The organism is Burkholderia sp. AU27893 (assembly GCF_002223205.1).
Taxonomy (GTDB): Bacteria; Pseudomonadota; Gammaproteobacteria; order Burkholderiales; family Burkholderiaceae; genus Burkholderia.
Window position 1 is genome coordinate 813800 of the sequence record NZ_NKFD01000005.1, and the last position, 14427, is coordinate 828226.

General features: G+C 62.8%; 17 protein-coding genes. 9 read left to right on the forward strand and 8 right to left on the reverse strand.

Going from position 1 to position 14427, the window contains the following annotated elements:
• Positions 1 to 80 precede the first annotated feature (80 nt).
• Entirely contained in the window at positions 81 to 545 is a 465-nt protein-coding gene (locus tag CFB47_RS35890; protein ID WP_089464084.1) for a GNAT family N-acetyltransferase, read from the reverse strand.
• A 150-nt stretch (positions 546 to 695) separates the two neighbouring features.
• On the opposite strand from CFB47_RS35890, the gene CFB47_RS35895 reads away from it, so the two are divergent.
• From CFB47_RS35895 to CFB47_RS35905, 3 genes are all read left to right on the forward strand, one after another.
• Positions 696 to 1358, forward strand: coding sequence for a GntR family transcriptional regulator (locus CFB47_RS35895; RefSeq protein ID WP_089444359.1), 663 nt, complete (start codon positions 696 to 698; stop codon positions 1356 to 1358).
• Entirely contained in the window at positions 1342 to 2583 is a 1242-nt protein-coding gene (locus CFB47_RS35900) for a dicarboxylate/amino acid:cation symporter (protein WP_089464085.1), read from the forward strand. Before CFB47_RS35895 ends, CFB47_RS35900 begins: the two co-directional genes overlap by 17 nt.
• Positions 2584 to 2723: 140 nt before the next feature.
• Complete coding sequence (locus CFB47_RS35905) at positions 2724 to 3128, forward strand: hypothetical protein (RefSeq protein ID WP_089459480.1); 405 nt, start codon at positions 2724 to 2726, stop codon at positions 3126 to 3128.
• A 386-nt stretch (positions 3129 to 3514) separates the two neighbouring features.
• On the opposite strand, the gene CFB47_RS35910 is transcribed toward CFB47_RS35905, so the two are convergent.
• Positions 3515 to 3829 carry a hypothetical protein gene (locus CFB47_RS35910; RefSeq protein ID WP_089444362.1) on the reverse strand — a complete coding sequence of 105 codons (315 nt, stop codon included), beginning with the start codon at positions 3827 to 3829 and terminating at the stop codon, positions 3515 to 3517.
• A gap of 201 nt (positions 3830 to 4030) precedes the next feature.
• Between CFB47_RS35910 and CFB47_RS35915 the strand changes: the two genes are divergently transcribed.
• The 3 genes from CFB47_RS35915 (at position 4031) to CFB47_RS40915 (ending at position 6298) form a co-directional block, all read left to right on the forward strand.
• Positions 4031 to 4246, forward strand: coding sequence for a hypothetical protein (locus CFB47_RS35915; protein WP_089444558.1), 216 nt, complete (start codon positions 4031 to 4033; stop codon positions 4244 to 4246).
• Positions 4247 to 4675: 429 nt separating this feature from the next.
• On the forward strand, positions 4676 to 5683 hold the full coding sequence (pstS, locus tag CFB47_RS35920) for a phosphate ABC transporter substrate-binding protein PstS (RefSeq protein ID WP_089464086.1): 1008 nt from the start codon (positions 4676 to 4678) through the stop codon (positions 5681 to 5683).
• Between the two features lie 186 nt (positions 5684 to 5869).
• Positions 5870 to 6298, forward strand: coding sequence for a hypothetical protein (locus tag CFB47_RS40915; protein WP_143330913.1), 429 nt, complete (start codon positions 5870 to 5872; stop codon positions 6296 to 6298).
• Here the strand turns inward: CFB47_RS40915 and CFB47_RS35925 are convergent.
• From CFB47_RS35925 to CFB47_RS35935, 3 genes are all read right to left on the reverse strand, one after another.
• On the reverse strand, positions 6279 to 6878 hold the full coding sequence (locus tag CFB47_RS35925) for a DJ-1/PfpI family protein (RefSeq protein WP_089459483.1): 600 nt from the start codon (positions 6876 to 6878) through the stop codon (positions 6279 to 6281). The genes CFB47_RS40915 and CFB47_RS35925 overlap by 20 nt on opposite strands.
• A gap of 217 nt (positions 6879 to 7095) precedes the next feature.
• Positions 7096 to 7509, reverse strand: a complete 414-nt coding sequence (locus CFB47_RS35930) for a hypothetical protein (protein WP_089464087.1) — start codon at positions 7507 to 7509, stop codon at positions 7096 to 7098.
• Positions 7510 to 7635: 126 nt separating this feature from the next.
• A complete protein-coding gene (locus tag CFB47_RS35935) occupies positions 7636 to 8019 on the reverse strand; it encodes an ATP-dependent protease (RefSeq protein WP_089464088.1) in 384 nt (127 codons plus the stop codon).
• A gap of 111 nt (positions 8020 to 8130) precedes the next feature.
• On the opposite strand from CFB47_RS35935, the gene CFB47_RS35940 reads away from it, so the two are divergent.
• Positions 8131 to 8571, forward strand: coding sequence for a hypothetical protein (locus CFB47_RS35940; protein ID WP_256946834.1), 441 nt, complete (start codon positions 8131 to 8133; stop codon positions 8569 to 8571).
• Between the two features lie 154 nt (positions 8572 to 8725).
• Here CFB47_RS35940 and CFB47_RS35945 read toward each other — a convergent pair whose 3' ends face one another.
• Positions 8726 to 10171, reverse strand: a complete 1446-nt coding sequence (locus CFB47_RS35945; protein ID WP_179259041.1) for a DEAD/DEAH box helicase — start codon at positions 10169 to 10171, stop codon at positions 8726 to 8728.
• A gap of 379 nt (positions 10172 to 10550) precedes the next feature.
• Here CFB47_RS35945 and CFB47_RS35950 point away from each other — a divergent pair, with 379 nt between their 5' ends.
• Positions 10551 to 11285 carry an ABC transporter substrate-binding protein gene (locus CFB47_RS35950; protein ID WP_089444374.1) on the forward strand — a complete coding sequence of 245 codons (735 nt, stop codon included), beginning with the start codon at positions 10551 to 10553 and terminating at the stop codon, positions 11283 to 11285.
• 227 nt (positions 11286 to 11512) lie between these two features.
• Here CFB47_RS35950 and CFB47_RS35955 read toward each other — a convergent pair whose 3' ends face one another.
• Positions 11513 to 12157, reverse strand: a complete 645-nt coding sequence (locus tag CFB47_RS35955) for a carbonic anhydrase (protein WP_089429778.1) — start codon at positions 12155 to 12157, stop codon at positions 11513 to 11515.
• A gap of 363 nt (positions 12158 to 12520) precedes the next feature.
• On the opposite strand from CFB47_RS35955, the gene CFB47_RS35960 reads away from it, so the two are divergent.
• Entirely contained in the window at positions 12521 to 13312 is a 792-nt protein-coding gene (locus CFB47_RS35960; RefSeq protein ID WP_089444375.1) for an MHYT domain-containing protein, read from the forward strand.
• Positions 13313 to 13474: 162 nt separating this feature from the next.
• Here the strand turns inward: CFB47_RS35960 and CFB47_RS35965 are convergent, their stop codons facing one another.
• Entirely contained in the window at positions 13475 to 14404 is a 930-nt protein-coding gene (locus tag CFB47_RS35965) for a LysR family transcriptional regulator (RefSeq protein WP_089464090.1), read from the reverse strand.
• Positions 14405 to 14427 lie beyond the last annotated feature (23 nt).

Consider the following 14427-nt stretch of genomic DNA (forward strand, 5'->3'; position numbering starts at 1 on the left):
CTGAGATTGAGATGTCGAATGGCACTGGACTAGACCACGCATAAACCATCTAGTCGTCAGACGTCGTTAGCAACCGAAAATCAACCCCCGATCGGGCGCTGCATGAGATAGAACCTCATGTCGTCGCGCCCCTTCATTGAAATCGGTTTCGGATCGCGATTAAAGCCGAGCATTTCATAAAATGGGTATGCCGATTCCCGCGCCGTACACCAGAGCAATAATCCACGCTGTTCGCGGACATAACGAATGGATAGATTGACCAGCAGGCGTCCGAATCCCAGACCACGCACCGATGGATGGACGGCCATTCCGCGAAGGCGCCAGGCTTCAGCATTCAAAACACCGGATTGTCCTTCTTGACACACCGACGCCACAGCCACAATGCCGTCGTTATCACGCACGGCAAAGTGCATGGTCGTCGGGGCGAGGTCTCCGGGTAACGCACTCCCTTCTTCATCTCCGGCCATCAAGATCGCGGCCCTGAGGGGATAGGTTTCTTCCGCGCGAACGGCGCAGATGGTAAAGCGCACATCTTGTGAAGTCATCTAATTGTCGGCTCGCTTCTGGACGCAAATAATCTTCCGGTTCGCTTTCAGCATACCCACTCGCAAAATTATCAGTTGCCGGGCGTTACCAGTAAGGGTAATTTTCTATCCGTTATCTCTTTTTCAATCATACGCTAACTGCGATCACAGATGACGTCGAAAGTCTCGACAGATGCGGAGCTTGCCTACGACGAGATCCGATCGAGGATCTTTGACGGCCGCCTTGCGCCTGGACAGAAAGTATCGCATCGAGGCCTGTCGGACGAACTCGGTTTCGGCCAAATGCCGGTGCGCAGCGCATTGCATTTGCTCGAGTCCGAAGGGCTGGTCGTCGTGATCGAAAAGAGTGGGACCTATATCGCCTCGCCGACTACGAGCGATCTCCGCGAAATTTTTGAAATGCGGCTGGCCCTCGAGAGTACAGCCGCGTTTCTTGCAGCCAAGTCGGGCGTAACGGCAGACCTTCGCGACGCGGCAGAGAAAATGCAGGTGCTGATTGACCAGGACGTCGCGGACATCATGCTCGAGCAACGCGTCGGTTGGGTCTTTCATCAAGCGTTATTTGCTGCAGCAAGGAACTTCCGAATCTCGTCCGCGTATAGTTTGTTGCGCGCCCAAACCTTGGCGCTAAACGAACTTCCGCGTAGCGATGCCGAAACCGTTCGGCGCGGCACGATCGAGCACCTGAAAATCTTTCACGCAATCGAAGCGAACGACGGCGAGCTTGCGCGTCAGCATATGTGGAATCACATCGTTGACGGTACGCCCGCACGGATAAAACTACTCAAGGCGCGGCATGAACACGAAAAATAAGGGCCTTTCCCTCCCGCTGCAAATGCTTGGCGGGCTCGTCCTGGGCGTCGCTTGCGGCGTATTTGCTCCTGGCTTTGCCGGGAAACTGGGCTTTCTCAGCGCGATGTTCGGCCATGCGATCAAGATGGTCGTCATGCCGTTGATCTTCCTGTCGGTCACGGTCGGTGTCTTTCGTGCGGGCCGACTGCGCGAACGGCTCGGAAAGGTCGCACTCGCCAGCATCGTCTTCTTCGTTGTGATGACTGGCCTGGCTGCGTCGCTCGGCCTGCTACTCAACTTCGCATTTCGGCCGGGTCTCGGTGCGAGCCTCACTCCGTCCGGATCGATGCCCGCAGCACTCGCATCCAGCATCGACTGGACGAAATTTCTCGTTGACTTGATCCCCGCGAACATCGTCGCTGCGCTCGCTGCCGGGAATTCTCTCCCGGTACTCGTTTTCGGCGTCATTCTCGGTGCCGCATTGGCGGCTGCCCCGGAGCGTGCCGAGCCCGCGATTGCCGTTTTCGAGGCGCTGCTGTCCGGCCTGTTCAAGATGACCCAGTGGGTGATCGCATGGTCGCCGCTCGCGATCTTCGCCGCGATCGCGCAGCTGTTGTCGGCCAAGGGTTTCAGCGGCGTGCACTCGCTCGTCGAGCTCCTGGGCGTGGCCTATCTCGGCATGGCGGTGCTGGCGGTGGTACTCACCGTCGTCATCCGCGTCGCCGGTCAGTCGCCTCTCGCCGTTCTCAGGAAAGTGAAGGAGCCGCTGATCCTGGGTTTCACGACGCGGTCCTCCGAAATTACCTACCCGTTGCACCTGAAGAAGCTGGTCGAATTCGGCGTTCCCCACGGCGTGGCGTCCACGATTTTGCCGCTCGCCTATATTTTCAATCGCGACGGCGCGGTCCTCTACACGGCCCTTGCGGTCGGCTATCTGGCCGACGCCTATCATCTCGCCTGGTCCTGGCCGCTGGTGATCACGATTTTGATTTTGACGATCATCACCATCGACGGAGCCGCCAATGTGCCGTCCGGGGCGATCGTCGCCATCACCATCGTGCTGACGTCGATCGGGTTGCCGGCCGATGCGGTGCTGCTGCTGTTGGGCGTCGACGCGTTTTTCGACATGGGAAGAACCGCCCTCAACGTCTACGGGAGCACGGCGGCGGCGGCTGTCGCGGTGAGACTTTCCGGTTCGGAGGACGGTATCGCCGCCGAATCCGTGACGCGTCAGGCGAGCGTGTAGGGTTTGGGAAGCGGCGGGCACAGGGCGCTTCACTGTTGCGCCCGCCCATTGGTACGGCGAAGTGAACAGGGATTGGATGAACGTTCGGTTTCGTTGATCTTCAGTTCGCAGAACGACAGATCTTTTGCAGGAGAAACAGTATGGTTGGTTCAGAGTCCGCAGAGTATTTCATGCTGCGCCTAGGCACGCCGCATCCGACATGGGCATTGACTGATGACAGCAACATGATTGGCATCGGCGATTGTGACGGCGTGGTGAGTGCCCTGTTCGAGCTGGATCGCAACCAGATCGCACGGATTAGAGCCTTGGGCCAATCGGTCGAGAGAATCAGGTGCATTTGCGATCGCGCCGGCCGGGAGCTGCATTTTTATCTCCACGGCAGACAGGTGTCTCCCGGCATGTGGGCCGGCGTCGCGTCAGCCGATCCCGACTATCTGCCGACCGCCGCGATGATCGCAACATGGACAGTACCGCAGCAGCCCTGCGATGCCTTCAAGTTTCCGAGCGCGCGTGCACGTCTGGTCGCATCCGTTAGCCCAGCCTAAACTGCGATCACAGATTATTGCGCAAGGTCGAGCCGGATAAGCCCCGACTTTCGGGGCCGATCGTTTGACATGTTCGTCCGGCTGAGCGCACGCCGTTCAGTGCCTTTGGTTCTGGCACACTCAACCTCGGATCGCCAGGACCATTTTGCTGGCCAGTTCACCGGCCAGCGCTTTTCATTCATGGGTATTCGGTCATCGAGCGACGTCCTTTCATCGCGAAGCTCAAGCACGAGACTACGCGGAAGCCCGCAAAAAACATCCTGCCAACACTGCAGCAGACCCTGCGCCGCACGTGACGAGACGCAACGCGGGACGCACGCCAAGCCCCACGCCCGTCCGTTTCAAGACCGGGAACGCCGCCGCTCTTCTCAACCGCCTTGCGGCGCTCAGCGCATCACCGCCCAAGCCCCCTGCTCGCCCCGAGCGCTCCCCGTTCGAACAAAATCCGAAACATTCAGCGAAACCGTATCGGCCTTCGCCTTTGAGCGCGTCTTCCGCGCGACTGCCAGGATCGGCGTCAGATGCTCGTAAAAGCATTCGAGCTGTCGTGCGTCAGACGCCAGTCGCTCGAGGTCGCACGCCTTCTCGAGAATCGATCGAGCGATATGAAAACGCTGAAGGCCGTTGCCGACCCGAACCTGAAACACGACGCCATCGCTGCTATGCGGCACCCCCGCCCACACAAGCGAACTGCGATCCATGAAGCCTCCGGAAAATCCCAATCGTCACATCAATATGCCAGCCATCGCCGACGTTGCATATTTGTATTTCAAAATTGTGGCGTTTCACACATGGGCATTTTCGTAAAACTCGAATATTGCGCCGCAGCAAAAGTGCTCGTAGACTGGGTTCGCGCGTCCGATGTAGTTGCCCGCAGTCGTCCCATGACGGGAGAGCACGCGATGACGACTTCTTCACCAGCATTGAACCCAGCACCCCCTGCGCTCCACGTGTTCCAGCAAGATGGCGGCTGGCACTGGGGCATCACGGTTCCTCGCTCCGCGGGATCCGGCTTCAAACTGATCGCATTCAGTACCGACATCTTTTCCACTGAAGACACCGCACAACGCGATGGCGATCGGGCGTTGGCCTCCATCGTCGCCCGTGACGTGCATTGAATCCGGCGGATCGGGCCATTGCGCCTTCCTTGAATTTTCACAGCCAACTGCAATACTCCTATCACTCTTCGTTGCGGGACCATTTACCGCGCACGATGACGGACTTCGCCCTTCGTCTGACCTACCCGATCGTCGGTGACGATCCAGCCCAGCCGGTCGCTGCCTGCGGCCCCGGTTGCGGTGCGTTGCAATCAAGCTCCCGGCGAACGTCATACGAAAAAAATCGGCACGCAGGCTGCTGCACTCATGCAATGGCGCGACGCGCCCGAAAGCAATCGCGAGACGTTCATTGCCGCGGTCAATCGACAAGCGTTGCCGAAAGGCGGCCGACAGCCCCGACCCGACCCGTCAGACTTCTCAACCGAGGCCTGCTTGCGGGCCGACATGCCGATAGCAGACAGGAGACGTTACGTGAACATCCGGATCTTGATGCCCTGCACCCTGGTGCTTGTTGCCCTCCATGCTCACGCGGCAGATATCACCGGCGCAGGCAGCACGTTTGCAGCACCGATCTACGCAAAGTGGGCAGACGCGTACAAGAAGGCGGGCGGCGGCAAGGTCAACTATCAAGGCATCGGCTCGTCGGGCGGCCTGAAGCAGATCAATGCGAAGACGGTCGACTTTGCCGGTTCGGACGCTCCGCTGAAGGACGACGAGCTCGCGAAGGCCGGCCTGTTCCAGTTCCCGACGGTGGTCGGCGGCGTGGTGCCGGTCGTCAACGTGCCGGGCGTGAAGTCCGGCGAACTGACGCTGTCGGGGCCGGTGCTCGGCGACATCTACCTCGGCAAGATCAAGAAGTGGAACGACCCGGCAATCGCCGCGCTGAATCCGAAGGTCAAGCTGCCGGACACGGACATCGCCGTGGTTCGCCGCGCTGATGGCTCGGGCACGAGCTTCATCTGGACGAACTACCTGTCGAAGGTCAACGGCGAATGGAAGTCGAAGGTCGGCGAAGGCACGACGGTCAACTGGCCGACGGGCACGGGCGGCAAGGGCAACGACGGCGTCGCAGCGTTCGTGCAGCGCCTGCCGGGCGCGGTCGGCTACGTCGAATGGGCGTATGCGAAGAAGAACAACATGGTCTACACCGCACTGAAGAACTCGACGGGCACGGTGGTCGAGCCGAAGACGGAAACGTTCAAGGCCGCTGCTGCAGGCGCGAACTGGTCGAAGTCGTTCTATCAGATCCTGACGGACGAGCCGGGCAAGGACGCGTGGCCGGTCGTCGGCGCGACGTTCGTGCTGCTGCATGCAACGCAAGAGAAACCGGCACAAGGTGCGGAAACGCTGAAGTTCTTCGACTGGGCATTCCACAACGGCAACCAGGCCGCCACCGAGTTGGACTACATCTCGCTTCCCGAATCGGTGGTGTCCGAAATCCGCACGCAATGGAAAGCGAAAATCAAGGATGCGTCCGGTAAGCCGATTTCAAACTGAGGAGTCCGGATGAGATGCGCAATCGCCCGCATTCGCGCCACGGAGAAGGAGAGCGTTCCTTCGATGCCGCACCAGAATATCCGTCACGACCGACAATCGACGCACACCACGATGGCGGATTTGCTTGAATTGAACACCGGACGGACGCACTGCCGATCACGTTGCAATCAGCGGACGATTTGAGCCATGCGCGAAGAAGCGCTTCACCGATCCAACGCGTTCCTGAAAGGCATGACCTCCATGCCTTGCGAAGCCTGCACGACCATGCACGCGACTTCCGATCCCGTCGCCCATCGCGGACTGGTGGAATTGCACAAGCCATCGAAATTGCGGCCGCTAGGTCGGCCTGCAATCGTCGTACGACAGTATCGCTGCCGTCTTTGTCATACGAACTGGCTGGTGGAGTCCGATCCGTTGCAAGCCGGCGTCACTGAATGGCTCTGCCTGAACGGGTCAGCGAACATTCTCGCGCCCTCTTCCACCCCGCAGCCGAACGACGTGGCAGCCGGGCACCTGGGTGAAGCCGCTGTCGAGAACCCGACGTTGCCGCTGAACCCGGCTCACCGCGATGGAGGCAGCGCCATTTTTTTGCGCGCTACGGCAGGTAAGGCGTGATGTTCGTCAACGCGCGAGCAACGTATTCCTCCTTCTCCCCCACCGGCGCCACGTAGTGCAGTGCGCTCCGTGCGGCTTCCTCGCCCTCCAGGCGCGCAATGATCCATGCCGCCAGATACTGCGAAGCAAAGCAGCCACCTGCCGTTGCGACATTACCTTGTGCGAAGAATGGCTGATTGAGGACTTCGACGCCCGCCTCGACGACCCACGGTTTGGTCGTGAGGTCCGTGCACGCCGGGATGTTGTCGAGGAGGCCGAGTTTTGCCAGAACGAGCGTGCCCGAACATTGGGCGCCAATCAGTTGCCGGGTCGGATCGAGATTCAGTTGCTCCATCAACGTCGCGTCGTTGACGACCTCCCGGGTTTGAATACCGCTCCCGACGATGACGGCATCCGCCGCGCGTGCGTCCGCCAACGTCGACTGCGCCTGCACGGTCACACCGTTCATCGATGTGACGAAATGCTCCGGGCATGACAGCGTCACCCGCCAGTCGGGCTTCTTGATTCGATTGAGTACGCCCAGCGCGATGAGGGAATCGAGTTCGTTGAAGCCCTGGAAGGTCAGAATCGCGATGTGCATGGGGTGCCCTGGCTGAGGTCTGTCGATGCATATTGCCAGATCGGCGCGATGGACGGATTGACGTGAGCGAAAACCGACGGTTGCTGTTTCGGCCACGGGGGTCTGGTCGCCGGTGCACGTCGCGCTCGCCCATCAGCGCGGCTTTCCGGGGCGGCAGTTCATGAAGTGTAGCTTCACCGGGGAATCGCTTTCCGTTGGGTCCGGTGGGTTCGGAAAGTCAGCGGACAGGCTGTCCGACAATCCGAGCCCACATCGCCCGAACGCGTCGCGCGCGGTCTTCGAAGAGATATGACGCCGCAAGCGTCAAGACACCTGAAATGGCACCCGTCACGATGTGCTCGACGTAGGGGATGCGGTAGTGACTCGTGTGCGAGTAGGCGTCGCCCAACGTGGTCAGGACGCCAACGACCAGCGCATTGCCGTATCGATTCGCGTAGAGTTTTGACACAGGCGTGAACGTCAGAAGTACAGCAAGGAGTCCAGTAAGCAGCCCCGTCTGAAATGCGATAGTCCAGTGGGCGAGGCTCATGATATTTCCCCAGCTCCCCGGCATGCACGTCATGCACGCACTGGTCGGCTGCCAGAAACGCTGGACAAACAGTCTGACGCGGTGATTCCACTCGGTTGACATGATGCATTCCCATCCATGCCGTCGCCACGGCCGGAGCCGTCATACGTATCGTTGAAACGGTCTCGCGATCGACCTGACTCCAGCCCCGCACGCAGCGCGAACTGCGACCCCGATGGCAAACAACGATCAGAGATCCCCGCGCACTTCACCCGTTCCCAGCGCGCTCCGCTGCCGGTTGACTTCCGCCCAAAGCTCATCGCTGTCGTCATCGCGCAGCACGACCATCCAGTCCAGTTGCTCGTCGGTCACCCCGAAGTATTCGAGGATTTCCTGTCGAGCCGCGTCGATGAACTGCGCGTATTCCGGGGTTGCCTGGGCCCGCGCGTGCAACGCGTCGTATTCGGCATCGTCCGCGCCGCCGCCGTGCTCGTCGATATAGCGCGAGATCCACTGGTCCCGTTCGTGGTCGTAGTCCGCCTCGGCGCGCATCGCCTGCGAAGCCGTGTAGAAATCCAATTGGGCAAACGCGGCGATCGCCGCCGTTGTCGCCTCGTCGAATGGTGTCGTCATTTCATCTCTCAAGTCAGTCATTGCACATCATCGCACGGGCCGCACCCGGGCAGGCCCCTCGAATCCGGACCGCGCGCACATGCCATAATTCGCCCGTTCCCGAGCTACCCGATGCATCGTGTCATACGCGAAATGATTTTGATCAGATCACTTGCCGCCTGTCTGTTGATGGCCGGATGTCTTGCTGCAGCGCACGCCGAGACGTATCCACCCGACGTATCGAGAAGCATCGACAAGCTTCAGTCCCAATGTGCCCGCAAGCCCAACGATCCCAAGGCGCCAGCCTGCATCGAATACAAGGCCACGTTGGCCCGCACCATTCCCTCTGCCGTCCAGGCACTGATGCGTCAGGAAGAAGTCGCCAATGACCAATGCCGGAACGGTCCGGCACCGAAGTTGTTGCCTGACGGGCAATATGCGCCGGGAAGCGCCTGCGCACAACGCGAACACCTGATGAAGACCCTTCACCAGCACAACTGGTGCTGGGGTCATACGGACATGGATAGCTACCTTCCGGGTTGGGTGATCTGTCATCCCGGTGAATGGCAGTAAAGCCGATCCCATAGCGGGACAGAATTCCGCAAGGCTGCGGCGGCGGATTGCAGGTTCCAGCCTTCGCCAGCGGTGCTCGCACCCGCTGTTGCCGCAACACGCAGTCGAACGGTTTTCCCGGCCATCCGTCCCGTCTCTCGATCTGCCTTTGCAATCAGGACGGACGTTTCCCGCGGGCACCAGCGGGTTTGCCAGCCGGCTTGCGCGCGCCCGCGGCCGGCTTGCCGGCAGATTTGCCACGCGGCTTCTGCACGCTGAACGGGCTGCCGATGGTGTAGTCCGGTCCGTTACCGGCCGGCTTCGCGTGCGGCGCCGCAGCCTTGCGCTTGTTCTCGCCACCTTGCGGACGCGGCTTCTTACCCGACACCGGCATGGCCGCCGACGCAGCGTGCGGCACTTTCGGCTTCTTGGGCTTTTTGGGTTTCTTGATGATCTCGCCCGTCGCGCTGGTTTCCGGCACGCGGTGTTCGGCCTCGAAACCCGGTTCTTCTTCACGGCGCAGCGTTTGCTTGATCAGCGCTTCGATCGCGGCCAGTTGCGGCGCCTCATCCGCACACACAAGGGACACCGCCACGCCACTGGCGCCCGCGCGGCCGGTACGGCCGATGCGGTGCACGTAGTCTTGCGCCACGATCGGCAGATCCACGTTGATCACCAGCGGCAGGTCGTCGATATCCAGCCCGCGCGCCGCCACGTCGGTGGCCACCAGCATCTGGACTTCGCCCGTCTTGAAGCGCTCCAGCGCACGCAGGCGCGCCGGTTGCGGCTTGTCGCCGTGAATGGTGTCGACCGCATAGCCCGCTTCGTCCAGCATCGCCGCCAGGTAATCCACGCCGTTGCGCGTCTTGACGAACACCAGCGCATGCTCCCACTTGTTCTCGGCCACGAGGTGCATGAAAAGATCGGGCTTGTTCCGCTTGTCCACCGTCACCACCCACTGCTTGATCTTGCTGGCCGTGGCATTGGGCGGACTGACGCTGATGTTGACCGGACTGCGCAGAATCGTCGCCGCCATCGCGCGGATATCGTCGGTAAACGTGGCCGAGAACAGCAGCGTCTGACGCTGCGCGGGCAGCGCGGCAAAGACGGCGTTGAGTTCGCGCGCAAAGCCGAGATCCAGCATCCGGTCGGCTTCGTCCAGCACCAGCGTCTGCACCTGATCGAACTGCACCGCGTTCTGGCGATTGAGGTCCAGCAAACGGCCCGGCGTGGCCACGAGCACGTCCACGCCCTTGCGCAACTTCATCATCTGCGGATTGATGCTCACGCCGCCGTAAGCGGCCAGAAACCGCAAATCGAGGCCCTTGCCGTACGCGATGAAGCTTTGCAGCACCTGTTCAGCCAGTTCACGCGTGGGCACCAGCACCAGCACACGTGCGCGGTTGCTGGACACCGCCGGGCCGTGTTGCACCAGCCGCTGCAGCAGCGGCAGCGCAAACCCGGCCGTCTTGCCCGTGCCGGTCTGGGCGCCCGCCATCACGTCCTTGCCACCGAGCACGGCAGGAATCGCCTTGGCCTGCACCGGCGTCGGGGCCTGGTAATTGAGGTCCTGCAGGTTACGCAGCAAGGGATCGATCAGGCCGAGCGAGGCAAAAGACATGGACGTATTCCAGACTAAAACCGCAATTCTAGCGGTTGCCGGGCGAATCAAGGCCCACTGCGCCCGGCGGGACGGCGTCGACGGGGAACGACGCCACAGCCAGCCGGCAGCCGCCGCTGGCGCGAAGCAAGCAAATCGCGCCCTCTTCCCGCTTCAAATCGCCTCTCGCGGCCACGCAATTCCATTGCCCGTCCATCGCTGTCGGGGCTGCACGATGACGGGAACGCACCTGTCTCGCGGCTCCAGATGGGCGCCGAAGGCACGCTTGCGCCGCCCGACGCCGCTCGATGACGAAAGCCAGGTGATAAGCTCGATGCCGACGCGCGGTTGCGCATCGCCGCGCGCCACACCCTGCCCCTAAGACTGCCACGAGCCTCCCATGCCCCTCGCCCCTTCCGTCCTCTCCGCGTTCACGCCGACCGGCAAGCTGCGCGCGTCGATCAACCTCGGCAACCCGATCCTCGCGAACCGCGACCCGGCGACGGGCGAACCGTTCGGCGTGTCGATCGACCTTGCGCGCGCGTTCGCCGAGCGCCTGTCGGCCGAGCTGGAACTGGTCGTGTTCGACACTGCCGGCAAATCGGTACAGGCGCTGACCGACGAGCGCGCCGACTTCGGCTTCTTCGCGGTCGATCCGCTGCGGGGCGAAACGGTCGCGTTCACGGCGCCGTATGTGCTGATCGAAGGGTTCTATCTCGTGCGGGACGCGTCGCCGATCCGCACGAACGCGGACGTCGACCAGCCCGACAACCGCGTGACCGTCGGCAAGGGCAGCGCCTACGACCTGTTCCTCACGCGCGAACTGAAGGCCGCGCAGATCGTGCGTGCGCCGACGTCGCAAGCCGTCGTGCAGACCTTCGTCGAACAGCAACTGGAAGTGGCCGCAGGCGTGAAGCAGCAGCTCGAGGCCGACGCCGCTAAAACGCCCGGCCTGCGCCTGCTCGACGAGCGGTTCATGGTGATCCGGCAGGCCATGGGCGTGCCGAAGAGCCGCGGCGAAGCGGCCGCGGCGGCATTGAATGCGTTCGTCGAGGAAATGAAGGCGTCGGGCTTCGTCGCGGATTCGCTGCGGCGGCATCGCATCTCGGGCGCATCCGTCGCGCCGCAAGCGTGACGGCACGGGGCGTCACGCAGCGATCTACAGCTGCGATCGCCCCGCCTTGCGGCCGCCCGACTCCGCGCGGCCGCGTCGGGTGCAAGAAGCCGTGATCGAGATGAAGACGTCGAGCATGGGCGGAACCGACCTTCGCGACTGCCGATACAGATCGGACCGCAGATCGGCGCTATCGATTGTCCGACTCGGCAGGGTGGATACGACCGGCCGGAACGAAGCGCCGGCGCTCAGTACGACTTGACCGCCACCGTGGCCGGCGACTCGCTCAACGGGACGAAGCGGCGCGTGGTGCCGTCGAGTGCGTCGATGCGCCCCATCTCGATGTCGTAGACCCAACCGTGCAGATTCATGCGTCCTTGCTCGAGCGCGAGCGCGACCGACGGATGCGTGCGCAGGTTGGCGAGCTGCGCGATCACGTTCTCGCGCACCAGACCGTCGAGCTTGTCCCGAGGGGAGTCGAACTGATGCGCGGCATTGATGGCTTTCGCGGCATCGGAATGGCGCAACCAGTTCGCGACAGCCGGCATATGGTCGAGACACGTACACCGTGAGATCGCGCCCATCGCGCCGCAATCCGAGTGCCCGCAAATGACGATGTCCCGCACGCCGAGCACGGCGACCGCATACTCGACGGTCGCCGACACGCCGCCCGGTTCCGGTCCGTACGACGGGACGATGTTGCCGGCGTTGCGAATCACGAACAGCTCGCCGGGCTCGCGCTGCGTCAGCAGCTCGGGCACCACGCGGCTGTCCGAGCACGTCACGAACAGCGCCTTGGGATTTTGGGCGGTGGCGAGCTGCTTGAACAGCTCGACACGTTGCGGATAGACCTCGCGCTGAAAGCGCAGGAAGCCGTCGATGATGTCGCGCACGGGACTCTCCTGTTACGAATTCACGGCGGGCGGGCAACGAAATCGTACGCTGCCGTCCGCCAAGGCGGCCGACATTATCGCAGATCGGCGACGTCGTGATGAGGCCGGCGCGGACGGCGGCCAGCCGGACTACCCCCGCGCGACCCATGCGCGCACGGCGCATTCGATCCGGTCCGCCCAGAACCGAAAAACCGGCACGATCCCGGGATGTTCGTCGCCCCGACGCCCCCCCTAAGTCGGCAGCGGCGCCCTTGATTCGATGCCGGGTTTCGGTATATTTGCGGGACACACGAGGGGATGGCGCACTCGCAAAAACAGGGCGCCCTCAAACGACCAAAAAGCCTATAACCGAGAATAACGATCATGTCCGGCACCTACGACCCGACGCTCGTCGTCCTTTCCTGCCTGCTTTCGATCCTCGCATCGTTCACGGCACTCAATATCTCCGACCGCCTGAATCTCATCGGGAATCGTTCGATCTGGCCCTGGATCGCGTTCGGCGGGTGCATCATGGGGCTCGGCATCTGGTCGATGCATTTCGTCGCCATGCTGGCATTTCACCTGCCGGTGGCTGTCGGATACGATATTCCCACCACCGTCGCTTCCTTGCTGATCGCGATTGCGGCTTCGACGGTCGGCTTCGTCCCGCTCGCCCGCTTCGCCCTGCACTGGCCGCAACTCATCGTCAGCGCAATCGTCATGGGGCTCGGCGTCGCCGGCATGCATTATCTCGGCATGCAGGCCATGAGCATCTGCGCCGGTATTCGATACCAGCCCTGGCTGGTCGTGCTGTCCGTCATCATCGCGATCCTGGCAAGCGGCGCCGCCTTGTTGCTGGCCTTCGACCTGCGCAGGCCGAGCACATTCGGCCGAACCCGCCAGATCGGTTCGGCCATCGTCATGGGCGTGGCCGTGTGCGGGATGCACTATTGCGGCATGGCAGCGGCCAGTTTCGAACGAGGCAGCGACGCGACGGCGACCCTCGCCAATCTCCCCGCCCCGTGGCTGGCCGGTATCGTCGTGACGGTCAGCCTGGTGATTTTCCTGGTCGCCGCCGTGATCATGCTGCTGGATGCCAGGATCAACACCCAGGCGCGAGAACGCGTTCAGGCAACGTTGAACACCCATCTCGATCGACGGAATCCGACTCGCTGACGGCGCACGCTCGACTGCATCCGGGCCCGTCAAACGGGCCTTTCCCCCGCTCTCCCGGCCCGGCACACCCGGTGCGCGGGTGGCCGGCCGCTTCGGCGCGCCGGCCTGTCCCGCCGGGGTAAGACCGCATCCGAGGCGGCTCACCTCGACAACACGCTCACCCTAGCCCAGCCAGCGCGCATCGGGCCAGTCGCCCTGGTCGAACGTCGCCTTCACGCAATCGAGCAGCACACCGACCACGCAGCGAACGGGTGCGGTCGCCTGCCGGCTGCTGGGCGCCGCGAGCACGATCGTGCGCCGGACGCCCGGCGACGCGAGCGGCGCCGCGCTCAGGATGCCGTGCTCGACCTCCTGCGTCACGCCAACGGCCGGCAGGATCGTCCAGCCGTGGCCCCGCGCGACCAGTTCCTTCTGCACGCTCAGCGCATTGGTTTCGGCGAACACCTGCAACGTCACGCCGGCCTCGGCCGCCGCGTGCTCGATCGCGGCGCGCAGGCCCTGCGGCGCGGAAGGCAGGATGAACGACTCGCGCGCGACCCGCTCGAGCGACACCGGCCGCTTGCGCGACAGCTTGGCCGACGGCGCCGCGACGGCCCACAGACTCTCGTCGATCAATGCCTTGACGTGCAGCGCGGGCGTCTCCTTCTGCCCGTACAGCAGCGCCGCATCGACATCGCCCGCTTCAAGCCAGTCCTGCAGGTGGCCCGCGTAGCCGATCGTGAGCCGCAGCCGGATGTGCGGGTAGCGCCGCGCCACCTCGCCCGCCAGCCGCGTGGCCAGCAGGTCCGACGTGCTGGCCAGCAGCCCGATGCTCACGATGCCCGCCACCGGCCCGTCGGTCGGCTGGATCTCGGCCTTGGCCCGCGCCACCTCGTTGAGGATGCGGCGTGCGTATTCGAGCATCGTCTTGCCCGACGGCGTGAGCTGCATGCCGTGGCGGCTACGGTCGAACAGTTCCGTCCCCATGTCTTCCTCGAGCAGGCGCAGTTGGCGCGACACGGCCGGCTGCACGAGATTCAACAGGCTCGATGCCCGGGTGACGTTGCCCGTTTCGGCCACGGTGACGAACGCGCGCAATTGCTTGAGATCCATCGCGGATACCTCGATACCAAAAA